The sequence below is a fragment of the Nocardiopsis flavescens genome (genome assembly GCF_900141985.1).
GTDB classification, from domain to species: domain Bacteria; phylum Actinomycetota; class Actinomycetes; order Streptosporangiales; family Streptosporangiaceae; genus Nocardiopsis; species Nocardiopsis flavescens.
Map to the genome: position 1 here is coordinate 501467 of NZ_FQZK01000001.1, position 23087 is coordinate 524553.

Genomic DNA, 23087 nt, shown 5'->3' on the forward strand with positions numbered 1-23087 from the left:
ACCGCACCGGTCGCCGAACAGTCCCTACTCCCCCGCTCGGGCGGACAGGCGGTCGCGCACCCACCACAGGGCCGCTCCCACCGCGAGCACCGCGGCGCCGACCGCGACCGCTCCCAGCGGCAGGCTGCACGCCAGCACCACGCACCCCACCAGGCCGCCCAGCGGCACCGGGAGCGGCGGGCGGGGCTCGTCGGGCCCCAGCCGCAGCGCGGAGGCGTTGGCGATGGCGTAGTACACCAGCACCCCGAACGCCGAGAAGGAGATCGCCCCCGCCAGGTCGGTGAACAGCACCAGGCCCACCACGATCGCGGCGATCAGCGCCTCCGCGTACACCGGCACCCCGTGCCGTCCGCCGAGCCGCGCCAGCACCCGGGGCAGGTGCCCGTCCGCGGCCATCGCCGCGGTCGTGCGGGTGACCCCCATGAGCAGGGTGATCAGCGCCCCCAGGCAGGCCACCGCGGCCCCGGCGGCCACCACCGGGGCCGCCCAGTCAAGCCCGGCGACCCGCACCACGTCCACCAGCGGCGCCGTGGAGTTGATGAGCCGCTCCCGGCCCAGGACGATGAGCGTCCCGGTACCCACCACCAGGTAGATCAGCAGCACCCCGCCCAGGGACAGGGCGATGGCGCGCGGGATGGTCGTCGCCGGGTCGCGGACCTCCCCGCCCAGGGTCGCCACCCGGGCGTACCCGGCGAACGCGAAGAAGACCATCCCGGCGGCGCCCAGGACCCCGAAGGACCCCGGCCAGGGCCCGAGTCCGTCGACCTCCGCGACGGCGGCCAGCCGCCCGCTCGCCAGCATGGCGACCACCACACCGGCCAGGACCGCCAGCACCGCGGCCAGCAGGACCTTGACCACGGCCGTGGAGCGGCGGACCCCCCGGTAGCCCACGGCGGTCATCGCCACCACGGCGGCGGCCGCCACGGGTCTCTCCCAGCCGGGCAGCACGTAGGCGGCGAAGGTCAGCGCCATCGCCGCGCAGGAGGCCAGCTTGCCCACCACGAACGACCAGCCGGCCAGGTAGCCCCACAGGTCGCCCAGCCGCTCCCGGCCGTACACGTAGGCACCGCCCGACTCCGGGTGGCGGGCGGCCAGGCGCGCGCAGGACACGGCGTTGCAGTACGCCACCAGGCCGGCGATGAGGATCGCCACGGGCAGCCACGCCCCGGCCCCCTCGGCCGCGGGGGCGAACACCGAGAAGACCCCGGCTCCCAGCATCGCGCCCGCACCGATGGCGACCGCGTCGACGGTGCCGAGAACCCGGGAGGGTCCGGCCTGCGGTGATGAGGTGGTCAACAGGGCGTCTCCTTGGCTGATGGACGTCGGCGGCGGGCCCCGCGGCCCGTGGTCTCCTTCCCGTTCGACGCTTCGAGTGTGCCCGATGCCGGTGACCACCGGGTGCGTTCCCCCGGTGGCGGGGATGGCCGCTTCCGGTCCGGGGGGTGTCGGGGACCGGCCGGGCGGGCACGGGCGGGCCCCCGGCCCCCGAGGGGTCCGGGGGCCCGCCCCCGTGTCCGCGGCGCCCGGGCCGGCCCGGATCAGGTGGGCCGCCACGGGGTGCCGGTGTTGTCGTTGATGTCCTCGGCGGCGACCTGGCGGAGCTGGCGCGACAGGTCCGACAGCGCCCGCGACACGGCGAGCTCCTCGCCGATCTCGGGGACGTCCATGTCCATCGGGTGCTTGCGGGCCATCCCGTGGCCCCGCAGCGCCGTGCCGTCGTCGGCGACCACGCCCACCTCCGCCCAGGTCCGGGCGGCCTCGCCCTCGTTCTCCTCTGAGACCACGACGTCGACGTTCCAGCGCTTGGTCGTGTGCATCTGCGCCCCCTCCGGGCTCGTCCCGGCCCCGCGCCGGGTGGGTGATCCGCTGTGCGCGCCCGGCCCGGACGGGACCGGGGCGCCGTGCCCCGCCGGCTCCCCCGCGCCCCGCGTCGGTGGCGGGGCCGGGAGGGCGCCCGCGCGCCGGCCTCCCGGCGGCCGGGGCCCGCGGCGTGTCCCCACGGGGTTCCCGGCGGCCGTGGCCGGCTAACTCCATCTTCGGCACCCTTCGCCCCTCCGCGGCCGGGCTTGGCGTGTCGTTTCCCCGCTCATGCGAGGTTTTTGCCGGGGCCGGGCGGCCCGTCGGTGCTGGTAGCGTCACGGCGTGGCCCAGCACTACTTCGACTCCGACCCGGACGCCCCCAGCCGTCCCTCCACCGCGGACCTGGTCCTGCCCGACCTGCACCTGCGGCTGCACACCGACCGCGGCGTGTTCTCCCCCGACAAGGTGGACCTGGGCACCCGGGTCCTGCTGGAGACCGTCCCCGCCCCGCCCCCCGGCGGGCGGCTGCTGGACGTGGGCTGCGGCTACGGCCCGATCGCGCTGACGCTGGCCTCCCGGGCGCCGGGCGCCCGCGTGCTGGGCGTGGACGTGAACTCCCGCGCGGTGGGCCTGGCCCGCCGCAACGCCGCCGCCCACGGGCTGGGCAACGCGGACTTCGCGGTCGTCACCCCCGAGGGGGAGCCCGCGCAGGAGGACGCCCCCGACCTGGCCGGGCCCTTCGACGCGCTCTGGTCCAACCCCCCGATCCGGGTCGGCAAGGACGTCCTGCACACCCTGCTGCGGGTGTGGCTGGGACGGCTGTCCGAACAGGGCACCGCCCACCTGGTCGTCCAGCGCCACCTGGGCGCGGACTCGCTGCACAAGTGGCTGGAGCAGCAGGGGTTCCCGACCGAGCGGGCCGCGTCCCGGGCGGGCTTTAGGGTGCTGGCCGTGCGCCGCGGACCGGCCCCCACCTGAGGCGATCGCCCCCGCGGTGCCCGCCCGCACGTGCGCGCCGGGGGCGCGCCCGGTACCCTGGTGCGCACACCCGGACACGGGTGCGACCATCCACGCCGATCCCGCCGAGGAACACACCGCAGTTGAGCACGCAGTTGCGCCCCACCGACGTCAAACGCCTGAACCGCCAGTGGCGCAGGAGCACCGAGGGGCGCCTCGCCCTGATCGTCGAGTCGGTCACCCAGCCCTACAACCTGGGCTCGATCCTGCGCACCTGCGCGACCCTGGGCGTGGACCGCCTGTGGCTGGCGGGCAACAGCGCCGACCCGCTGGACCCCAAGGTCGGCAAGACCGCCCTGGGCACCGCCGCCAAGGTCGACCACGTCCGGGCCGGCTCCACCGCCGAGGCGCTCTCCGCCGCCCGCGCGGACGGGTACAGGGTGGTCGCCCTGGAACTGGCCACGGGGGCCGTGCCCCTGCACGTCGCCCCGCTGGAGGGCGACGTGTGCCTGGCCGTGGGCGCCGAGGACCACGGGTGCTCCCCCGCCCTGCTGGCCGGCGCGGACGCCCTCACGTACATTCCCCAGATCGGGCGGGTGGGATCGCTGAACGTGGCCGTGGCCACCGCGATCGCGCTCGCCGAGGCCCGCCGTCGCGAGTGGGCCTCATCCGGTGGTGAGACGGACGCTCCGATCGGGAAGTAGGAACGGGCGGGAACTTTCCCCCGCCTTCCTTCGTCCTTGATCGCGTAGCAGGTCTCTCACCTGTCACAGCCGTACCCGAAACGGCATTCATCCGCAGCGCACGAGCGCAGAGAGAGGAAAAGTGGACCCGTCCCGAAGTACCGGCGGCATCCCCAAGGGATGCTGCGGCTCCGAAACCGACGAGCCTCCTTCTCCCGGGGGCACGCGCCCTCATAGATCCGTTCCCGGTCGCGCCGGGAACACCTCCCAGGCGGTGCGTGCCCGATGATGAGCACCGTTCTCAGTATCGGCCTGGGGATTCTGGTGGTCTTCCTGATCACCGTGGCGACGGGATACTTCGTCGCCCAGGAATTCGGCTACATGGCCGTGGACCGCTCCCGGCTGCGGGCGCGGGCCTCGGCGGGTGACGCCGGCGCCAAGCGGGCGCTGGGCATCACCAACCGCACGTCGTTCATGCTCTCCGGTGCCCAGCTGGGCATCACGGTCACCGCGCTGCTCGTCGGCTACGTCGCCGAGCCGCTGATCGGAGAGGGCATCGGCGAGCTGCTCGGCGGCGTCGGAGTGCCCGCGGGGGTGGGCGCCGCGATCGGCATCACCCTGGCGCTGCTCTTCTCGACCGTCGTGCAGATGGTCTTCGGGGAGCTCTTCCCCAAGAACCTGGCGATCGCCCGGCCCGAGCCGGTGGCCCGCGCCCTGGCCCTGTCCACGGGGATCTACCTGAAGATCTTCGGACCGGTCATCTGGCTGTTCGACCAGGCGGCGATCCTGCTCCTGAAGCTGGCGCGGATCGAGCCGGTCGAGGACGTCCAGCACGCGGCGACCCCGCGCGACCTGGAGAGCATCATCGCCGAGTCCAAGCAGAGCGGGGACCTGCCCGCGGAGCTGTCCACCCTGTTGGACCGCACCCTGGACTTCCACGAGAGCACCGCCGGGCACGCGATGATCCCGCGTCCGGAGGTCACCACCGTGGAGGAGGGCGACCCGGTCAGCCGCGTCGTGGAGCTGATGGCCTCCGACCACTCCCGTTTCCCGGTCCTGGGCGACGGCGTGGACGACATCGTGGGCGTCATCTGCCTGCGCGACGTGCTGGCGCTGGGCGACCGCGACCTGGAGCACGTCAAGGTCAGCGAGGTGGCCCGGCCCACCGTCATGGTCCCGGCGTCGCTGCCGCTGCCGGGCGTGCTCGACCAGCTGCGCGAGGCGAACGAGGAGTTCGCGTGCGTGGTGGACGAGTACGGCGGCCTGGCCGGCGTGATCACCACCGAGGACCTGGCCGAGGAGCTGGTCGGCGAGATCGCCGACGAGCACACCCCGGAGGAGGAGGTCCCCGCCCACCTGGACGGGGAGGGCTCCTACCTGGTCCCCGGCGCGCTGCACATCGACGAGGTCGAGCGGCTGATCGAGCACGACCTGCCCGAGGGCGACTACGAGACGCTGGGCGGCCTGGTCATCCACGAGCTGCACCGGCTGCCCGAGGTCGGCGACACCCTGGAGCTGGCGCTGCCGCGGCCGACCAGCGCCCACGACGACGATCCCGACATGGCCCTGACCCTGCGGGTGTCCTCCGTCCAGCGGCACGTGCCGCACACGGTGGAGGTCCGCCTGCACGAGTCCGGCGCCGAGGAGAAGGCCGAGGAGGTGCGCGCATGAGCGACATGAACATCTGGCTGGCGCTGACGCTGACGGTGATCATCATCGCCCTGAGCGCCTTCTTCGTCGCGATCGAGTTCGCGCTGGTGGCGGCCCGCCGCTACCGGCTGGAGGAGGCGGCCAAGACCAGCGCCTCGGCGCGGGCGGCCGTCAAGAGCGCCCGGGACCTGTCGCTGCTGCTGGCCGGCTCCCAGCTGGGGATCACGCTGTGCGCCCTGGCGCTGGGCGCGATCTCCAAGCCCGCGTTCCACCACCTGCTGGAGCCGCTCTTCGGCGGACTGCCCAGCGCGGTGGGATACGTGGTCTCGTTCGTGGTGTCGCTGATCATCGTGACCTTCCTGCACCTGGTCGTGGGCGAGATGGCCCCCAAGTCGTGGGCGATCTCGCACCCGGAGAAGTCGGCGATCATGCTGGCGGTCCCGATGCGGGTGTTCATGTGGTTCACCCGGCCGCTGCTGCTCGGCCTCAACGGCATCGCGAACTGGTGCCTGCACCGGTTCGGTGTGGAGGCCGTGGACGAGATGCACTCCGGGCACAACCCGGAGGACGTGCGGGAACTGGTGGAGCACTCGGCCAAGGCCGGTGCGCTGGACTCCGACCGCCGTGACCAGCTGGCCACGGCGCTGGAGGTCAACTCCCGGCCGCTGAGCGAGATCGTCACCCCCAGCGAGGAGATGGCCTCGGTGGAGCCCGACGACGGTGTGGAGGAGATCAAGCGGGTCTCCCGCGAGTCCTCGCACCTGCGCCTGGTGGTCGTGGACGGGGGCGAGCCGGTGGGCGTGCTGCACGTGCGCGAGGCGCTGGCGAGCCCGGCGGGCACGACCGCCGCCGACCTCATGCGCCCGGTGCTGACGCTGCCCGCGGGCACGCCGATGTACTCGGCCATGAGCATCATGCGGGAGAGCCGCAGCCACCTGTCCCTGGTGGAGGAGGACGGCCGGACCATCGGCCTGGTCACCCTCCAGGACATCCTGGACCGGCTGCTGCTGCTGGAGACCGCCGCCTGACGGTCGGGATGAGCGGAGGGGCCCGGGGTCGTACGACCCCGGGCCCCTCGTCGTCGGTCCGGTCCCCTATCCGCGCCGGGGCGCGGCGCAGTAGGCCGCCAGCACGGCGGCCCCGCACAGCGCCTGGGCCGCGTACAGGGCCGCGCCCGGGCCGGCGGCGAACGCTGCGAGCGCGGGCAGGCAGCCGAGCAGGGCGAGGTCGGCGCCGGTGAGCGCCCACCGCAGCGGGCCCAGCGGCACCGGGCCCAGCGGCGTGTCCATGACGGGCGCGGTGTGCTCCACGGGGCGGCGCCGGGCCATCCGCAGCGCCCCCGCCGCCAGCGCGGGCGCGCACAGCGGGCCCAGCGGCCAGAGTGCTCCCGTGGCGCCGACGGCCTCCAGCGCGGTCAGCGCGAGGGTCAGCCAGGCGCCGCCCAGCACGGCGGGCAGCACCGCGCGCGCCGCCAGCAGGGCGCGCGGCGCGGCCCCCAGCAGGCGGGCGAGCGCCGCGTCCCCGGCGTCCCGGCGCGCCCCCGCGGTACCGGCCGAGGCGACGGCGGCCGCACCCGCGGCGAGCACGAGCGGCACCCCCGCCCCGCCCAGGCCGGCCAGGGCCGCCAGGGCGGGCAGCACGGCGGTGGCCGCCGCCAGCGCGAGCAGGCCCGGGCGCCGCCCCAGCCGCTTCCAGTCCGGCCAGGCCACCGCCGCCGCCCCGCGCAGGCGCGCGGGCCAGGGGCGCGAGCGCAGGGTGCGCCCGCGCCAGTGGGCGTCCTCGGCGATCCACGCCAGCGGGCCCGGGTCCAGTCCCGTGACCGCGCCCGCGGCCAGCCCCGTCCGGCGCGAGGCCTCCAGAACGGCGCGGGCCGGGATGCGCCCGGCCGCCGCCCACGCCCGGACCGCCAGGGCCGCGGCGCCCGCGACCGACACGGCGGCCACCGCCGCCCAGGCCTGGCCGGGGGCCGTCGCCAGGGCGGTGAGCGCCCGCTGGCCGGGTCCCGCGCCCAGCACCGCCGCGGCGGCGGCAGCGGCGACCAGGACGGCGATCGTCGCGACCACCGCCGTGTCCCAGGCCTGCGAGGCCTGGCCCAGGACGGTGGCCGAAGCCGCGGCCACGGCCCAGGCCAGGCCCAGCAGCACCAGCCCGGACAGCCGCGGGAGCAGGGCGCCCGGGGCGCCGAGCGCGCTCGTCAGCGCCAGCCCCGCGGCGGCTCCCAGGACCGCGCACACCGCGGCCAGGACCAGCAGGGCGGGGGTGAGCACGGCCCGGCGCGGCAGCGGGGTGAGCAGCAGCCACGCCGCGTCGGCGGGCGAGACCCCCAGGGGCCCGGCCGCGCGCGCCAGGGCCAGGGCGCCCGCGGCGAGCAGCGCGGTGAGCGCCAGCCCGGCGCCGGCCCGGGCGGGGTCGGTGTCGGCGGGCACGGCCTCCAGCGCGCGGCCCAGCAGCGGGGACGCCAGGACCGCCAGCAGGACCAGGCCGAACAGGGTGATGTAGCGGTCGGACCAGGTGCGGCGCCGGCGCACGCCGCTCCGCGTCAGCGCGCGGACCCGCGCGGTCGCGCTCACGCGGCGGCCTCCAGCGCGACGTGGCGGGCGCCCTCGGCGAACCGGGGGTCGTGGGTCACCATGACCACGGTGCCGCCGCCGGCGGCGTAGTCGGAGAGAAGCACGGCGAGCCGGTCCCGGAAGGCGGCGTCGAGCCCGCGCTCGGGCTCGTCCAGCAGGAGCAGGCGGCTGGGCCGCAGCAGTGCCAGGGCCAGGGACAGCCGCTGGCGCTGTCCGGTGGACAGGGCGGTGGGGGCGCGGTCGGCGCGGTCGGCGCGGTCGGCCAACTCGAACAGCTCCAGGGCGCGTCCGGCGTCCAGGGGGCCGGGGCCGTGGACCGCCCCGACCAGGTCCAGGTGCTCGCGCACGGTCAGCCCCGGGTACCAGGCGGGCTCGTCGCCGACCAGGACGACGTCGCGCCAGAACTCCGGGGTGTCGGCGGGCGGGCCGCCCAGCACGCTGACGCTGCCCGCGGCCGGCTGGAGGCCGGCCAGGCAGCGCAGCAGGGTGGTCTTGCCCGCGCCGTTGGCGCCCAGCACCGCGACCACCTCCCCGGGGGAGACCGTCAGGTCGATGCCGTCCAGGACGGGGGTGCCGCCCAGCTCCACGCCCACGCCGCGGGCCACGATGATCGGTTCGCTCACCGGGACAGCCTAGGGCGTGCCCGGGGCACGCCCGCGTGTGGTGCGGCTCCCGCCCTGAAGCGGGAGGGATTCGTGGGCGGTCCGTCGCCGGACGCCGCCACCGCCGGGCGGTACCCCGCGGGCTCGGCGGTGCCGCACGGCGGTCCCCTGCACCCGCCCGGCCCCTCCGGGCGACGGCTTGGAGCCCGCGCCCCGTCCAGCAGCGGGGCCTTCCCGGCCCCCGGGCGGCACGGCGGGAGGCGCCCCGGGACCGCGACCCGCCGAACAGCGGGCACCGGATGCGGCGGGCGACGCCCGTCGACCAGCAGGCCCCTCCCGGACCGCCGCCCGGAGGGCGTTGCCCCGGCACCCGTCCGGGCGCCGGGGCGGCGGAAGGCGCCCCACCACGATCCACCGAGCCCCGGGACGCCCCGGCGGCCGGTGACAACGGCGAGGGGGCGCCCCGTGCGGGACGCCCCCTCGTGTGCGGCGGTACGGGCTAGCCGGCCCGGGCGGTCAGCCTGACCTCGATGTTGCCGCGGGTGGCGCGGGAGTACGGGCACATCTGGTGGGCGGCCTCGACCAGCTCCTCGGCCTTGGCCTGGTCGACGCCGGGGATGGTGACGTCCAGCTCCACGGCGATGTCCAGGCCCTCGTCGGACTTGCCGAGGCTGACGTGCGCCTCGATGGTGGAGCCGTCCACGTTCGTCTTGTCCTTGCGGGCCACGCCCTTGAGCGCGCCGTGGAAGCAGGCCGCGTAGCCGACGGCGAAGAGCTGCTCGGGGTTGGTGCCCGGGCCGTCGTCGCCGCCCACGCCCTTGGGCACGGACAGCTCCACGTCCAGGCGGCCGTCGTCGGTGCGGCCGTGGCCCTTGCGGCCCTCGCCGGTCACGCTGGCGTTGGCGGTGTACATGACGTTGTAGGCCATGGTGTCCCCTTCTTCCGGCCCCGTGGTGGAGCCCGTGTGGCGTTGGTGGTGGTGTGCGGTGGTCACTCCGGGCCGCAGGGCCGGCGCGCGGACTCGGTCTCGACGGAGCGGGTCAGCTCGTCGAGGGTGGCGATGAGCTCGCGCACGCGCCCGCCGGGCAGTCCGGAGGCGCAGGCGAGCCGCTCGGGGATGCCCAGGGCGCGTTCGCGCATCGCGGCGCCGCTCTCGGTGAGCCCGATCTCGACGACGCGCTCGTCGGAGGTGCTGCGGGTGCGGGTGACCGCCCCCAGCCCCTCCAGGCGGCGCAGCAGCGGCGACAGGGTGCCCGAGTCCAGGTGCAGGACCCGGCTGAGCCCCTTGACGCTGAGGGTCCCGTGCTCCCACAGCGCGAGCATGACCAGGTACTGGGGATAGGTCAGTCCCAGGTCGCCCAGCAGCTCCCGGTAGAGCCCGGTCAGGGCCCGGGAGGCGGCGTACAGGGAGAAGCACAGCTGGTTGTCCAGGGCGAGCGGGTCGCCCTCGGTCTCGGCCACGGTGTCTCCTCCCCTGCGTCCTCGGATGCGGTCATACCGTAGCATTTTAGATTGCCTACAACAATATTGGGCGCAAAGTTTTTTTCGGGCGCGGCGTGCCCCGGGGGGCGGGCCCGGCCGGCCCGCCCCGCCGCGCCTCACAGGAAGCGGACACCCTGCGCCAGCGGCAGCTCACCGCCGAAGTTCACCGTGTTGGTGGCCCGGCGCATGTACGCCTTCCACGAGTCCGACCCCGACTCCCGGCCCCCGCCGGTGTCCTTCTCCCCGCCGAACGCCCCGCCGATCTCCGCACCCGAGGTGCCGATGTTGACGTTGACGATCCCGCAGTCCGAACCCGCCGAGGACAGGAACCGCTCCGCCTCCTGCTGGTCCCGGGTGAAGACCGCCGACGACAGGCCCTGCGGGACCCCGTTGTGCAGCTCCACCGCCTCCTCCAGGGTGCGGTAGGTCAGCACGTACAGGATCGGCGCGAACGTCTCCTCGCGCACCACCTCCGTCTGCCCCGGCATCCGCACCACCGCCGGCTCCACGTAGTACGCGTCCTTGGCCGCCTCCTCCAGCCGGCGCTCCCCGCCCACCAGCACCCGGCCCCCGTCGGCCTGCGCCCGCTCCAGCGCGTCGCGCATCGCCGTGTACCCGCGCTCGCCGATCAGCGGGCCCACCAGCGTCTCCTCCGCGGAGGGGTCCCCCACCCGGTCCTGGAGCTGGCGGTAGGCCGCCGTGATCTTCTCCGCGACCTCCTCCACCACGTCCTCGTGCACGATCAGGCGCCGCAGCGACGTGCACCGCTGCCCGGCCGTGCCCGCCGCGGCGAACACGCTGCCGCGCACCACCAGGTCCAGGTCCGCCGAGGGCGCCACCACCGCCGCGTTGTTGCCGCCCAGCTCCAGCAGGTACCGGCCCATCCGCGCCGCCACCCGCGGCGCCACCGCGCGGCCCATCGCCGTGGACCCCGTCGCCGACAGCAGGGCCACCCGCGCGTCGTCCACCAGCGCCTCGCCCACCGCCCGGTCCCCCAGCACCACCCGGTGCACGTCCTCGGGTGCCCCGGTCTCCCGCGCCGCCCGCATCAGCAGCGCGTGGCAGGCCAGCGCCGTCAGCGGCGTCAGCTCCGAGGGCTTCCACACCACCGTGTCACCGCACACCAGCGCGATACAGGTGTTCCACGACCACACCGCCACCGGGAAGTTGAACGCCGTGATCACGCCCACCACGCCCAGCGGGTGCCAGGTCTCCATGAGCCGGTGCCCGGGCCGCTCCGAGGGCATCGTGCGCCCGTAGAGCTGGCGGGACAGGCCCACCGCGAACTCGCAGACGTCGATCATCTCCTGGACCTCGCCCAGCGCCTCGGAGCGGATCTTGCCCGCCTCGACCGTCACCAGCTCGGCCAGGTCGGCCTTGTGCTCGCGCAGCAGCTCCCCCAGGCGGCGCACCAGCGCCCCGCGCACCGGCGCCGGGGTGTCGCGCCACGCCGGGAACGCGGCGTGCGCCGCCGTCACCGCCCGCCCGGCCGAGGCGGCGGTGTCGAACTCCACCGGGAACAGGATCCCCCCGGTGACCGGGGTCCGCGCGGTCCCGGCCGCGCCGACCGGCTCGCGCAGCCGTTCGACACCGCAGGCGGCCAGGGCCCGCCTGGCGCGCTCCGCGAGGTGCTCGGTGTCGGGGAGGGCGGAAGTGTGCATGTGCGACTCTCTTCGTCGAGAGGGGGCTGGACACTCAACACCCTGCCAAGTCCGGGCCCGCCGGTCCAGCCCCGCCGTCCAGGTTTCGCGGCGCCCCCGCCGCGCGTTCCCCGGGGCGTCTCCGCGCGCCGTTAGACTCGACGACCGTCCCCCCGGCGGCCGTTGCGGCCGCCTTCCCTACAGACAGCGAACCCGTGCACCACGACACCACCCCCGAAGAGGACCGCGCCGGACTCGACGTGCCCCGGAGGATCCTCGAACGCTCCGGGTTCGGAGCCGCCGTCCCCCTCTTCGCCGCCGACCTCAACGACGCCGCCGACCACGCCGCGGCCCGCCAGGCCGTGGCGGCCCACGCCTCGCGCCTGTGGACCGAGGCCGTCCGCACCGGCGCCGGGACCGTCGACGACCGCCCCCTGTACTGGGCCCGCCTGCGGCTCGCCGCGCGCCTGCGCGCCTGGCGGCCCGCCTTCGACCTGTCCGAACAGGACCGCGCAGGTCTCCTGCACCTGCTGGAGACCGCCTCGCGCGGCGTCACCGAACTGCTCTTCCCGCCCGGCGAGCGCCTGCTGCGCATCGTCGTCACCGGGTTCGACCCCTTCCGCCTGGACGAGGACCCCGCCTGCGCCAACCCGTCCGGGGCCGCCGCCCTGGACCTCAACGGCCTGACCTTCCCGGTCGGCGGGCGCACCGCCGTGGTGCGCACCGCCGTGTTCCCCGTGCGCTGGGACGACTTCGACGCCGGGCTGGTGGAGGAGGCCCTGGGCCGGGTCCACGGCGAGGCCGACGCCGTCCTCACCCTCAGCCGCGGCCGTCCCGACCGGTTCGACCTGGAGGTGTGGAACGGGGTCTGGCGCGGCGGCGGCACCGACAACCTCGGGGTGTCGCGCACCGGCCGGGCCCTGCCCGGCGACGCCCCCGAGTGGACCCGCTCCACCCTGCCGGTGCGGGAGATCGCCGAGCGCATCGGCGCGCAGGCCGTGGTCAACACCGAGGTCACCGAGGTCCCCGCGGGCGGCACCGACCCGGTCGTGCGGCCCGGCGGCCCCACCCCGGGCTCGGCCGCGCGGCGCGGGGGCGGCGGCGACTACCTCTCCAACGAGATCGCCTACCGCAACACCCTGCTGCGCGACCGGGCCGGGACCTCCGTCCCGGCGGGGCACGTGCACCTGCCCCTCACCCGCTCCGTGGACGAGCACGCCCCGGTGCTGGCCGGGGTGCGCGAGGCCGTCGCCGCGGTGGCCGCGACCCTGGCCTGAGCCGCCCCGCACGCGAACGGGCGCACGGCCCTCCCGGGGCCGTGCGCCCGCCTACTGACGCGGCGCCGCGTCAGTAGGCGCCGCTGCCCAGGGCGGTGAGGAACCACGCCCCGTACATGACGATGTAGATGACGCCCACCACCGCGCTGACGGCGAACAGGATCCACGAGATCAGCGTGCAGGTCTTGGCGGCGCCGGGGTTGCTGGTCGCCAGGGACGCGCCGACGACGCCCAGGACGAGGCCGATGAGCGCGAACGCCCAGCACAGGCACAGGGCCAGCGCGTTGGCGATGATCGCGCCGATGGCCGAGCCCATGCTGTACGGCGGCTCCGGCGGGCCGCTCTGGTACGGGGGCGGGTAGCCGCCGGGACCGCCGGGGGGAGGCGGGTAGCCGCCCGGCCCTCCCGGGGGTGGGGGATAGCCTCCGGTGCCCCCCGGAGGCGGGGGGAAGTATCCTCCGGAGCCGCCGTGCGGCGGTTGGCCGGGGCCTGGACCGTAACTCATGAGTCCCTTTCACGAGAGGTGGGTGCGCGGGCACCACGTTAAGGGGTGGGACGCCCGCCCCCGACCGCCGGTTCCGGTATCGAGACTCGTCAAAAAATATGACACAGAGTACGCAAACGGGCGCGTTCCGATTCTTCTCCCGGAGACCTCCTCCGATATGGTCCCCTCGTGCCTGTCACCTCAGTTAGCCGAAAACTCGCCATCACCGCAGCTCTGAGCCTGCTCCTGGTACCGGGATGCCACGCGGCGGAACAGGCCCTGCCCTACGCCGAAGCGGTGCGCATACCACTCGACGCATGGCCGGCGGTGCAGGTGGGGGCCCGCTCGGTGGCCACCGAGGCCGGAACGGTCGGGTACCGCTACCCGGTCCTGGGCCCGGACCACCCGCTGACCACGGAGATCCACACCTCCATGGCGGAACGACAGACCGCTTTCCTGGAGGACCTGCCCGAAAACGGGAAACCCGCGCTCTCCCAGGACGCGACCGTCCTGGCCGCCTCGCCCCGCGTGGTGGGGGTGCGCGTCACCGAGACCGTCGAGGCCGGGGTCAACGAGACCTTCGGCGCCCGCACCCTGTGGTACGACGCCGAGAACGACACCGTGCTGCCCTGGACCTCGCTGTTCCGGGACGAGGCCGCCATCGAACGCGCCCACCTGGCCGTCGCCGAGGTGCTGGAGGACGGCTACGACATGCCGACCGAGCAGCTGCCCGGCCTGGTCGGCGAGGTGGCCGTGCGCGCCGCCCAGGCCGAGGAGGACGCCGAGGCCGCGGCCGACGCCTCCCCCTCCCCCGCCGACCGGGAGGAGGGGGCGCTGGACCTGGCCGACCCCGAGGAGGCGCTGCGCGCCGCCGAGCTGTGGGAGGGCTCGCCCCTGGCCGACCTGGCCTTCAGCACCGCGGGCGGGCTCGCGGTGCGCATGGAGCCCGGGGACGTCCCCGGGGCCGGCCGGGTCAGCGAGGTCCTGCTGCCGGTGGAGCCCGAGGAGGCCGAGGAACTCCTCTCGGAGCTGGGCTACCACGCCCGCGAGGCCGCCCTGGCGGACGAGCCCGACTTCCCGCTCGACGAGGGCCTGTCCGCCGAGGGCGACAGCCTGGACTGCTCGCGGCTCAAGTGCGTGGCCCTGACCTTCGACGACGGCCCCGGCGAGCACACCGGGCGGCTGCTCGACATGCTCGCCGAGTACGACGCCCGCGCCACGTTCTACGTGCTGGGCTCGCTCGTGAGCGAGTTCCCCGAGGTGGTGGAGCGCACCCACGCCGAGGGCCACGAGATGGGCAACCACTCCTGGAAGCACGACGACCTGGCCGGCAAGTCCGAGTCCGGGGTCGCCGACGACATCGGCCGCACCAACGAGGCGGTGCGGGAGGTCACCGGGATCGACCCGCCGACGATCCGCCCGCCCTACGGCTCGCTCAACGGCACCGTGCGCAAGTCCGTGGAGCAGCCGCTGATCCTGTGGGACGTGGACACCATGGACTGGCAGAGCCGCGACACCGACAAGGTCGCCGGGCACGCGCTGGACAACACGGTGCCCGGCAGCGTGGTGCTCTTCCACGACATCCACCCGAGCACGGTCGACGCCGTCCCCGAGGTGCTGGAGGGGCTGCACCGGCAGGGGTACCACTTCGTGACCGTCACCGACCTGTTCGGCCTGGAGGCGCTGTCCCCGGGTGACGTGTTCACCGACGCCCGCGTGGGCTGAGGCGGACCGGGACGCGGGCCCCCGCTGCGGCGGGGGTCCGCGCTTTTTGTTCCCCGGCGCGGGCAAAGAGCGGTTCGTCACTTCGGGGGCTTTTTTCTTTGCCCAGGTCAGGGACTCGCATACATTCACCTGCGTGAACGTTACCCTTTCGAAACCCGGACTGGCCCTGGCCGCCACCGGCGGGCTCGCCCTCGCCGCCCTGGCGGCCCCGGCCGCGACCGCCGACACCGCCCTGAGCGCTCAGGCCCGGAGCCTGGCCGCGCCGGACTGCGCGAAGGTCGAGTGCGTCGCCCTCACCTTCGACGACGGCCCCGGCGAGCACACCGACGAGGTCCTGGACGCCCTGGCCGACCACGACGCCGCGGCCACCTTCTACCTCCTGGGCTCCAAGGTCGGGAACCTCCCCGACACCGTCGCGCGCATGGCCGACGAAGGCCACGAGATCGGCAACCACTCCTGGGAGCACGACGACCTGGCCACCCTGTCCGGCGACGAGGTCGAGGACGACCTCCGCCGCACCGACGAGGCCATCGAGGACGTCACCGGCGAGAAGCCCGCCACCATGCGCCCGCCCTACGGCTCGCTCGACGACACCGTGCGCGGGGCCGTCGACCGGCCCATCGTGCTCTGGGACGTCGACACCCTGGACTGGCAGAGCCGCGACTCCGGAGCCGTCACCGACGTCACCCTGGAGGAGACCGCCCGGGGCAGCGTCGTGCTCTTCCACGACATCCACGAGAGCACCGTGGACGCCGTGCCCGACATCCTCGACGGGCTCGCCGAGGACGGCTACCACTTCGTGACCGTCTCCGACCTGGCCGGGGACGGCATGGAGGCCGGCGCCACCTTCACCGACGCCCGCTGAGGCGGGCCCGGGAGCCCGCGGCCCCGGGGACCACGGCGGCGCCGCTAGAGCATCCGCCGCAGGATCTTCTCCTTGAGGTCGGTGACGGGCGCGTAGGCGAGCCGCATGGTGTCCAGCGCCAGCGACTTCTCCAGCACCGGCTTGGTGTGCGAGAACGTGTCGATCGACGCCGTCGCGTGGTAGGCGCCCATCCCGCTCTCCCCCACCCCGCCGAACGGCAGGTCGGGCACGGCCAGGTGCGCGATGGGCAGGCCGAAGGCCAGGCCGCCCGAGGAGGTCTCCGTGGTCAGGCGCCGCCGGGTCTCCTCCGACCCGGTGAACGCGTACAGGGCCAGCGGCTTGTCCCGCTCGTTGACGAACGCGATCGCCGCGTCCAGGTCCGGGACCCGCAGCACGGGCAGGATCGGGCCGAAGATCTCCTCCGCCATGACCGGGGTGTCGGCGGTGACCCCGCCCAGCACCGTGGGCTCGATGTAGAGCGCCTCGCGGTCGTGCCGGCCGCCCGAGACCACCGTCCCGCTGTCCAGCAGGGCGGTCAGGCGGTCGAAGTGGCGCTCGTTGACGATCCGCCCGTAGTCGGGGCTGGCCTGGGGGTCGGACCCGAACATCTCGGTGACCGCGGCCGACAGCTCCCGCTGGAGCGCGTCGGCGCAGTCGCCGACGGCCAGCACGTAGTCGGGCGCCACGCAGGTCTGGCCCGCGTTGGTGAACTTGCCCCACACCAGCCGGCGCGCGGTGACGGCCAGGTCCACCCCCGGCTCCACGATCGCCGGGCTCTTGCCGCCCAGCTCCAGGGTGACCGGGGTCAGGTGCTTGACGGCGGCGGCCATGACGATCCGGGCCACCTGCGCGTTGCCGGTGTAGAAGATGTGGTCGAAGCGCTGCTCCAGCAGTGCGGTGCTCTCGGCCACCCCGCCCTCGACGACGGCGACGGCCTTCGGGTCCAGGTAGCGCGGCAGCAGGTCGGCCAGCAGCGCGGACGTCGCCGGGGACAGCTCGCTGGGCTTGACCACCACGGCGTTGCCCGCCGCCAGCGCGCCGACCAGGGGGGCCAGCGCCAGGTTGACCGGGTAGTTCCACGGGCTGATGACCAGGACCGTGCCCAGCGGCTCGCGCACCGTGCGGGCCTTGGCGGGCGCCAGCGCCATCGGCACCGACACCCGCTGCGGGCGCAGCCACGAGGACAGGTGGCGGAGCGTGTGGTCGATCTCGTTGAGGACGAAGCCGATCTCGGTGGTGTGCGCCTCCAGGGGACTCTTGCCCAGGTCGGACCGGAGCGCCTCCTCCAGCGCGGGGCGCTCGCGGACCAGGAGGTCGCGCAGGCCGCGCAGCTGGGTGCGGCGCCAGGCGACGGGCTTGGTGCGGCCGGCGGCGAAGGAGACGCGCAGGTCGCGGACCAGGGCGCCGATCCTGGCGGCGGCGTCGCCGTCGATGGGCGCGGGCGCCGCGGTCTGGACGGTGGCCTGTCGGACGGCCGGGGTGCCGGGGGTGTCGTTCGTCATGTCCGGATACTAAACGAAAGCTTTTCGTTTTGAACAGGACCGTAGGATGCCCCCATGACCACCGACCATCTGCCCGGGACGTCCCCCCGCCGGGGAAGGCCGAGGGACGCCGCCCGGGACCGCGCGCTGATGGCCGCCACCCTGGACGAGCTGCGCCTGCACGGCTACGGCGGGCTGACCACCGCCGCCGTCGCCCGCCGGGCGGGCGTCTCCACCGCGACCCTGTACCGCCGCTGGCGCTCCAAGGAGCACCTGGTGGTCCAGGCCGCGGCGGTGTGGGCCGAGGACCTGGGCCCCGACCGCGACACCGGGAGCCTGCGCTCGGACCTGCGCGCCCTGCTGCACGACAAGGCCGAGGCGCTGGACGGGCCCTCGGGGCAGCTGCTGCGTGCCATCCTGGGCGAGGCGGCGCACAACCGGGCGCTGGCCGACGTCCTGGTGGGCGAGTACGTGGCGCCGCTCCAGGAGCGCGTGGCGTCCCTGGTGGCCCGCGCCGAGGAGCGGGGGGAGATCCCGCCGGTGGAGGACCCGATGGTGGTGGGCGAGCTGGTGATCGGGCCGATGGTCACCCACACGTTCCTGGTGCCGCACGAGCCCGGGGGCAGGCCCGGACGGGACATGGCGGAGCGGCTGCTCCCCTACCTGCTGCGGGCGCTGGGGGCGAGGGGAGAGTGAGTGTGCGGCGCAGCCGCACTCCTTCTGCTGTTCGGTTGCTTGTAGGGCTGTTCTCTCGAACCCGCACCTTTACGACGTAGATTCTAGTCAGCCCGCCCGGAGGACCACCCCGGGAGCCGAAGAGCCAGGGCCGACCGGCAAGGCATCCGCTGCCGACACGGGTCGTCATCAGTCGCGAACCGGCAGGATTCGAACAGGAATCCGGATTCCCGCCCCGCACTCCCCCCGGCAGCGCTAGGCTTCACCCCGACTCCACTGCGTGACCCCGTGTCACGCAAAAACGGGGCCGCCCGGTGCGCCAACACCGGAACGGCCCCTGACCAACCTGCCTGCACTACCAGGAAGGCGGCTAGGGATGAATCCTAGTCCTGCACCCACCCCTGCCCGAAACCGGGAACCGGCCGCGCACCCCTCCCCCACACCGCGCAAACGCCCCCTGGGCGCGATGAACGGCATCGGGTTCCTGCCCCTGCTATGGGTCAACAGCGCCCTTGAAGCCGGACTCTTCCCCACCACCCGCGCCCACACCGTCGCCTCGGCCATCGCCGAGGCCGCCGACCGCGACGGCCGCTGGTGCTACCTCTACCTCGACACCCTCACCCGCCGCTGCGGCGGCACCCTCAGCCGCTCCACCGCCAAACGCGCCCTGCGCGACCTCCTCCACCACCACCTGGTCCGCAAACTCCCCCGCGAGAGCCTGCGCACCTTCTTCGCCCAGGACCTGGCCACCGGCAGGCGCCGCGCCGACAACCTCCCCGACGTCCTGGAACTCCTCATCCCCGCCAGCGCCTTCACCCACCACCACCCAGCCGTGCTCGAAGAGATCAACCACGCCCGCGCACGCATCGGAGAAGAACCCCTCACCCCCCACAACCGCCCCGACCTCCCCGCACTCAGAACACCCCGGCGCACCCGACCCACCAGGACCACGGAGGCCGCGGGGGTTCAGGGTGGCCCCTCGCGAGGGGTCACCCTGAACCCCCGCGAGGGGTCACAACGACCCACACACCCGTCCCCTGCCCACCCCCACCCCAGCGACCCGTCTCCGCATCCGCTCCGCACGCGCACAACCACAGGGGCGGCCGTCCCCCGACCACGCACCGAGGCCGCGCCAGCAGCGACCCGCACACCCGAACACGCCCCCGCACCCGCACCCCGCCAGGCACCGGGCGCCACTCCCCCGAAGCCCCCGACCGCACAGCCGCCTCTGCCCCGACCACGCACCGCACCCGACGCCGACCCTCCGGCACCTCCGGCACCGGAACGCACCCCCGTCCCACGACCGGCTCCACCGACCTCCCCGGCGCCGTCGAGCCCTCCGCGCCCCGCAGACCCCGCACCCGTCCCGGCCTGGGCCTACGACCTCCTCGCCCGCATCCCCGACGCCGCCCTGCACCACCCCCACCACGACCGCACCCACCTCGCCACCCGCCTCCACGACCTCGCCCGACAAGGCGTCACCCACACCGCACTCACCCACGCCCTCACCGGCTGGGAACACACCACCCGCCCCTACGCCGCACTCAACGCACGCCTCACCACCCCCGACACCCTCCACGCCTGGAACACCCACAACCTCCACCACACACCGGTCGAACCCGCAGCCGACCAGCACGCACCCGACCACCCCACAACATTCACCCTCGACACACACGGCAAAGCCACCCACACCTGCCCCCACCACCCCACACTCCGCAACACCCCCGGCGGCACCTGCACCATCTGCGGCCACCCCTGCCGCACCCACCCCGACCACACCCCACCACCCACCAAACCCGCAACACCCCACCCCACCCGCACCCTCGACCGCCTCCTCGGCCCACCCCGCCCCGACACCCGCTTCACCACCCCCAAATGCGACAACGAACACTGCAACCCCGACCCCCACTCACCCCGCTACCGCACCATCCTCCGCCGCACACCCGACGACCGCACCATCACCGCCACCCCCTGCCCCACCTGCGGAGAAGCGGACGGCGATGCGCCCGAGCGAGACACGCGGGCGCCGGTGACGGCCCTCACTGCGCCCGGCGGCGCGGAGACCTAGAATGTGCGCGGGACCCGGAGAACGGGTCCGCGGACGAGGGAGCCGTACCCGCACCACGACAAGACGGCCTCGTAAAGGAGGCCGTTACCTTGGCCTGGTTCGTACTGATCGTCTCGGGCGTCCTGGAGGCCGTCTGGGCCTCGGCGCTGGCGGCGTCCCACGGGTTCTCCCGCTGGCGCCCCGCCCTCCTCTTCGTCGTCTCCCTCACCGCGAGCATGGCCGGCCTGGCCTGGGCCATGACGTCCCTGCCCACCGGCACCGCCTACGCGGTCTGGGTGGGCATCGGCGCCACCCTGACCGTGCTGTGGGGCTTCCTCAACGGGCAGGACCGGCCCACGTGGGCCAAGTCCCTGCTCCTGGTCCTGCTCGTCGGCTCCATCATCGGCCTCAAGGCGGTGAGCTGACATGCCGTGGATCGTCCTTCTCATCAGCGCGGTGTTCGAGGCCGTGTGGGCCACCGCCCTGGGCATGTCCGATGGGCTGACGCGGCCGGTCCCGGCCGCCGTCTTCGGCGTCGCCCTGGCGGTGAGCATGGTCGGCCTGGGCTGGGCCGCCAAGCACATCCCCATGGGCACCGCGTACGCGGTCTGGGTCGGCGTGGGCGCCGCCCTGACGGTGCTGTACGCGATGGCCAGCGGGGCGGAGGCCGTCTCCGTCGGCAAGCTGGTGTTCCTCACCGGCATCATCGCCGCGGTGGTGGGGCTGAAGCTGGTGCCGGGCAAGGACCCGGACAAGGCACCGGAGCACACACGGGAGAACTGACCCGAGCGCCGGGCGGATGGTGGGGCCGGGTGTCGCGATGCGCGGCGCCCGGCCCCACCCCTCTCGCGGGCCGGGCGGCTCCCGGAGCCCGGGGCGGCACCGCCGCCATCCGCCGCCCCACCGGACCCCACCCCGCAAAGGGCACATCCGGGAATGGCCGAATGCGGCCACGAACAAAGGCAAATAAAAACAAACAAACCAACCCAATGCGGCCAGGATTCCTTCTTTCCTTATGGGCGGCCATCGCTTATCGTCGATAACGCAACGGGCGCCGCGCCGAGAAAATCGGCAATGGCGCCCGCCCTTGCCGACCACCCCCACGGAGGAATCCTTGTCCGACAGGAAGCGAATTCTCGCCACGGCCGGCGTGCTGACCTCCCTCGCACTGGCCGGCGTGTTCGGGACGGCCGCGACCGCCTCGGCCGCGACCGTGCCCCTGGTCGAGGCGCAGGCGACGTACGTGTACCTCTACGAGCACGACGACTTCAAGGGCGGCTCGTTCCGGACCTCCGGAAACGACAGCAACCTGAGCAACAACTGCTGGAGCGGTTCGGGCTGCCGCAACGTCAACGACAACGCCAGCTCCATGAAGAACCAGAAGTCCAGCGCGGCGTCCTTTTACCAGGACGCGAACTACAAAGGACCGTCCTACTACGCCCAGGCCAATTCCTCCGACAAGGACCTGACCAACAACGGGTTCGACAACAAGATCAGCTCGATCTACATCTGGTGATCCCCGGCCGGGGAGGCGGGCCCGCGCGGCCGGCCTCCCCGGCTCCGCCCTGTGGACCCGTGGAGTGGAGCAAGCGTTGAACGCACGACACCTGCCGCCGGTCGCGGGGGCGCTGTGCCTGGCACTGGGCCTCGCCGCCTGCGGGGCCGCCGCCCCGAACGACGCCGAGGGCGGGGGGAGCGGCTTCCTCCCGGCCGGCGCACAGGTCCGGGAGCTGGTGCTGCCGTTCGACGTGTACACGTTCTCCCCCTTCGAGATGCGGACGCTCCGCTACGCCGAGGACCTGCTCGTGCGCGACTGCATGAGGGGGCGCGGCATGGACTGGCGGGTGCAGCCCGCTCCGGATGAGGAGGGGACCGACCCCCCGCACCGGCGGCGGTACGGGGTGGCCGAGCCCGAGGTCGCCGCGCGGCACGGCTACGGCGCGCCGGCGCTGTCACGGGACGAGGCCCTGGTGGAGCAGGTCCGCGAGGAGCGCCGGACGCTGCCGGCCACCGAGCACCGCGCGGCCCACGGGGACGAGGGCGGCGCCGGGTGCCTTGAGCAGGGGCGCGAGGGCATGGCGGAGGGGGTCCCCGACCGGGACGGGGACCTGCTCAACACCTACATCCGGTCGGGGTTCGAGGCTTCGGCGGAGGACCCTGCGGTGGTGGGGGCCTTCGCCGCCTGGAGCGCGTGCATGGCGGACCGGGGGTTCGACTACCGGGAGCCCGACGAGGCCGCCGAGGACCCGCGCTGGGCGGACCGGGAGGGTGAACCCTCATCGGTGGAGACGGAGGCCGCGACGGCGGACGTGGACTGCAAGGAGACGGCGTCGGTGGTGCGGACCTGGCACCGCGCGGAGACCGCCGTGCAGGAGGAGCTGGTCGAGGAGCACACGGAGGACTTCGCGCTCTTCGCGCGGGTGAAGGAGAAGCGGATGGAACGGGCGGAGGCCGTCATCTCCGAGTCGGGCTCCCCCGCCTGACCCGGTGCGGGGCCTGTACTGGACCAGGGCCTGCGCCACAGCCGGTCGGCGGACCGCGGCCCCGGCCACAGCCGTAGAGCGTCGCTCCCCGCTCAAGTTGTGGGGGTGAAAGCTCAACCGGAGTTCTCCGAAAGCTCGGCCGCCTGGGGTGGGCGGCCAGCGGAGCGTGGACCTGGCCCCGGCGCAGTCGGCGAGCGGTAGAGCGCAGGGGTGGTGCGTTCGATGCACGTCGTCGGTGGTGGGGGTGTCATCCGGGGCTGGGTCGAGCGAGGCGATCCCAGCCCAGACACAGCGGCGGGAGGAATGCCCCCTGAAAACGGTGGTGGGCGCGGGGAGCGGCCCGAACGTAGAGCACACCCATGCCCTCCCAACGCCATAGGGGGTGAAGCGTGCGCTCTCTCTGGGCCTCAGGCACAGCCGGTCAGCGTTGATCCATGCCCCGACTCCAGGGGGTTTCGGTAGGGCGTACCTCCCTCCCCAGACACACAGGGGTGAAGCCCGCACGCACCCTCCCCGCTCAGCCACACGGGGGTTCGGGAGGAAGAACCGCGACCCCCACCCCAGCTCGCCCACCCGCCCGGAGCCCCCGACCACAGCCCGGAGGGCGCCGCTCCCACCCGGGCCACAGGCCGTCCATGCCGTTGGCGCACGCCCGTCCCCGCCTAC

At 74.3% G+C, this 23087-nt stretch carries 22 protein-coding genes and 1 riboswitch; of the genes, 13 read left to right on the top strand and 9 right to left on the bottom strand.

From position 1 onward, the window contains the following. Positions 1-24: 24 nt before the first annotated feature. The gene (locus BUE45_RS02380) at positions 25-1299 is read right to left on the bottom strand and encodes an APC family permease (protein ID WP_073375319.1); all 1275 of its coding nucleotides are present in this window, start codon (positions 1297-1299) and stop codon (positions 25-27) included. A 239-nt stretch (positions 1300-1538) separates the two neighbouring features. After that, the gene (locus BUE45_RS02385; protein ID WP_073374398.1) at positions 1539-1817 is read right to left on the bottom strand and encodes a DUF1876 domain-containing protein; all 279 of its coding nucleotides are present in this window, start codon (positions 1815-1817) and stop codon (positions 1539-1541) included. A gap of 325 nt (positions 1818-2142) precedes the next feature. On the opposite strand from BUE45_RS02385, the gene BUE45_RS02390 reads away from it, so the two are divergent. From BUE45_RS02390 to BUE45_RS02405, 4 genes are all read left to right on the top strand, one after another. Continuing rightward, a complete protein-coding gene (locus tag BUE45_RS02390) occupies positions 2143-2778 on the top strand; it encodes a class I SAM-dependent methyltransferase (protein ID WP_073374400.1) in 636 nt (211 codons plus the stop codon). Positions 2779-2900: 122 nt separating this feature from the next. Continuing rightward, complete coding sequence (locus BUE45_RS02395) at positions 2901-3461, top strand: TrmH family RNA methyltransferase (protein WP_245832717.1); 561 nt, start codon at positions 2901-2903, stop codon at positions 3459-3461. A 264-nt stretch (positions 3462-3725) separates the two neighbouring features. Continuing rightward, positions 3726-5111 (top strand): hemolysin family protein, encoded by a 1386-nt coding sequence (locus BUE45_RS02400; RefSeq protein ID WP_073374404.1) that lies wholly within the window; start codon positions 3726-3728, stop codon positions 5109-5111. Further along, positions 5108-6118 carry a hemolysin family protein gene (locus tag BUE45_RS02405; RefSeq protein ID WP_073374406.1) on the top strand — a complete coding sequence of 337 codons (1011 nt, stop codon included), beginning with the start codon at positions 5108-5110 and terminating at the stop codon, positions 6116-6118. The genes BUE45_RS02400 and BUE45_RS02405 overlap by 4 nt, the downstream gene beginning before the upstream one ends. 66 nt (positions 6119-6184) lie before the next feature. On the opposite strand, the gene BUE45_RS02410 is transcribed toward BUE45_RS02405, so the two are convergent. From BUE45_RS02410 to amaB, 5 genes are all read right to left on the bottom strand, one after another. Further along, the gene (locus BUE45_RS02410) at positions 6185-7660 is read right to left on the bottom strand and encodes a DUF6297 family protein (RefSeq protein ID WP_073374408.1); all 1476 of its coding nucleotides are present in this window, start codon (positions 7658-7660) and stop codon (positions 6185-6187) included. Further along, positions 7657-8283, bottom strand: a complete 627-nt coding sequence (locus BUE45_RS02415) for an ABC transporter ATP-binding protein (RefSeq protein ID WP_073374410.1) — start codon at positions 8281-8283, stop codon at positions 7657-7659. The genes BUE45_RS02410 and BUE45_RS02415 overlap by 4 nt, the downstream gene beginning before the upstream one ends. 478 nt (positions 8284-8761) lie before the next feature. Further along, a complete protein-coding gene (locus tag BUE45_RS02420) occupies positions 8762-9190 on the bottom strand; it encodes an organic hydroperoxide resistance protein (protein ID WP_073374412.1) in 429 nt (142 codons plus the stop codon). Between the two features lie 62 nt (positions 9191-9252). After that, positions 9253-9723, bottom strand: coding sequence for a MarR family winged helix-turn-helix transcriptional regulator (locus BUE45_RS02425; RefSeq protein ID WP_245832719.1), 471 nt, complete (start codon positions 9721-9723; stop codon positions 9253-9255). A gap of 137 nt (positions 9724-9860) precedes the next feature. Next, on the bottom strand, positions 9861-11405 hold the full coding sequence (gene amaB, locus BUE45_RS02430; RefSeq protein ID WP_073374416.1) for an L-piperidine-6-carboxylate dehydrogenase: 1545 nt from the start codon (positions 11403-11405) through the stop codon (positions 9861-9863). 194 nt (positions 11406-11599) lie between these two features. Here amaB and BUE45_RS02435 point away from each other — a divergent pair, with 194 nt between their 5' ends. Further along, a complete protein-coding gene (locus BUE45_RS02435) occupies positions 11600-12661 on the top strand; it encodes a pyroglutamyl peptidase (RefSeq protein ID WP_073374418.1) in 1062 nt (353 codons plus the stop codon). A gap of 70 nt (positions 12662-12731) precedes the next feature. Here BUE45_RS02435 and BUE45_RS32360 read toward each other — a convergent pair whose 3' ends face one another. Further along, positions 12732-12977 (bottom strand): hypothetical protein, encoded by a 246-nt coding sequence (locus tag BUE45_RS32360; protein ID WP_178378426.1) that lies wholly within the window; start codon positions 12975-12977, stop codon positions 12732-12734. Between the two features lie 357 nt (positions 12978-13334). On the opposite strand from BUE45_RS32360, the gene BUE45_RS02445 reads away from it, so the two are divergent. Next, positions 13335-14870, top strand: coding sequence for a polysaccharide deacetylase family protein (locus BUE45_RS02445; RefSeq protein WP_073374422.1), 1536 nt, complete (start codon positions 13335-13337; stop codon positions 14868-14870). 133 nt (positions 14871-15003) lie between these two features. Next, complete coding sequence (locus tag BUE45_RS02450) at positions 15004-15735, top strand: polysaccharide deacetylase family protein (RefSeq protein ID WP_073374424.1); 732 nt, start codon at positions 15004-15006, stop codon at positions 15733-15735. A 44-nt stretch (positions 15736-15779) separates the two neighbouring features. Here BUE45_RS02450 and BUE45_RS02455 read toward each other — a convergent pair whose 3' ends face one another. Then, a complete protein-coding gene (locus BUE45_RS02455; protein WP_084736782.1) occupies positions 15780-17237 on the bottom strand; it encodes an aldehyde dehydrogenase family protein in 1458 nt (485 codons plus the stop codon). A gap of 54 nt (positions 17238-17291) precedes the next feature. On the opposite strand from BUE45_RS02455, the gene BUE45_RS02460 reads away from it, so the two are divergent. From BUE45_RS02460 to BUE45_RS02485, 6 genes are all read left to right on the top strand, one after another. Next, positions 17292-17912 carry a TetR/AcrR family transcriptional regulator gene (locus BUE45_RS02460; RefSeq protein WP_073374426.1) on the top strand — a complete coding sequence of 207 codons (621 nt, stop codon included), beginning with the start codon at positions 17292-17294 and terminating at the stop codon, positions 17910-17912. A gap of 445 nt (positions 17913-18357) precedes the next feature. Then, entirely contained in the window at positions 18358-19959 is a 1602-nt protein-coding gene (locus BUE45_RS31620; protein WP_143173235.1) for a hypothetical protein, read from the top strand. 7 nt (positions 19960-19966) lie between these two features. After that, positions 19967-20032, top strand: a riboswitch (guanidine-III (ykkC-III) riboswitch). A gap of 16 nt (positions 20033-20048) precedes the next feature. After that, a complete protein-coding gene (locus tag BUE45_RS02470) occupies positions 20049-20363 on the top strand; it encodes a DMT family transporter (protein ID WP_073374430.1) in 315 nt (104 codons plus the stop codon). A 1-nt stretch (position 20364) separates the two neighbouring features. Next, complete coding sequence (locus BUE45_RS02475) at positions 20365-20721, top strand: DMT family transporter (RefSeq protein WP_073374432.1); 357 nt, start codon at positions 20365-20367, stop codon at positions 20719-20721. Positions 20722-21052: 331 nt separating this feature from the next. Beyond that, a complete protein-coding gene (locus BUE45_RS02480) occupies positions 21053-21454 on the top strand; it encodes a peptidase inhibitor family I36 protein (RefSeq protein WP_245832721.1) in 402 nt (133 codons plus the stop codon). 76 nt (positions 21455-21530) lie between these two features. Next, a complete protein-coding gene (locus tag BUE45_RS02485; RefSeq protein ID WP_073374434.1) occupies positions 21531-22421 on the top strand; it encodes a hypothetical protein in 891 nt (296 codons plus the stop codon). Positions 22422-23087: the final 666 nt, after the last annotated feature.

Excerpts from the sequence above, each read along its gene's own strand:
- BUE45_RS02385 (WP_073374398.1), bottom strand. The coding sequence starts at position 1,817 with ATGCACACGACCAAGCGCTGGAACGTCGACGTCGTGGTCTCAGAGGAG.
- BUE45_RS02400 (WP_073374404.1), top strand. The coding sequence starts at position 3,726 with ATGATGAGCACCGTTCTCAGTATCGGCCTGGGGATTCTGGTGGTCTTC.
- BUE45_RS02405 (WP_073374406.1), top strand. The coding sequence starts at position 5,108 with ATGAGCGACATGAACATCTGGCTGGCGCTGACGCTGACGGTGATCATC.
- BUE45_RS02420 (WP_073374412.1), bottom strand. The coding sequence starts at position 9,190 with ATGGCCTACAACGTCATGTACACCGCCAACGCCAGCGTGACCGGCGAG.
- amaB (WP_073374416.1), bottom strand. The coding sequence starts at position 11,405 with ATGCACACTTCCGCCCTCCCCGACACCGAGCACCTCGCGGAGCGCGCC.
- BUE45_RS32360 (WP_178378426.1), bottom strand. The coding sequence starts at position 12,977 with ATGGGCTCGGCCATCGGCGCGATCATCGCCAACGCGCTGGCCCTGTGC.
- BUE45_RS02455 (WP_084736782.1), bottom strand. The coding sequence starts at position 17,237 with ATGACGAACGACACCCCCGGCACCCCGGCCGTCCGACAGGCCACCGTC.
- BUE45_RS02460 (WP_073374426.1), top strand. The coding sequence starts at position 17,292 with ATGACCACCGACCATCTGCCCGGGACGTCCCCCCGCCGGGGAAGGCCG.
- BUE45_RS31620 (WP_143173235.1), top strand. The coding sequence starts at position 18,358 with ATGAACGGCATCGGGTTCCTGCCCCTGCTATGGGTCAACAGCGCCCTT.
- BUE45_RS02475 (WP_073374432.1), top strand. The coding sequence starts at position 20,365 with ATGCCGTGGATCGTCCTTCTCATCAGCGCGGTGTTCGAGGCCGTGTGG.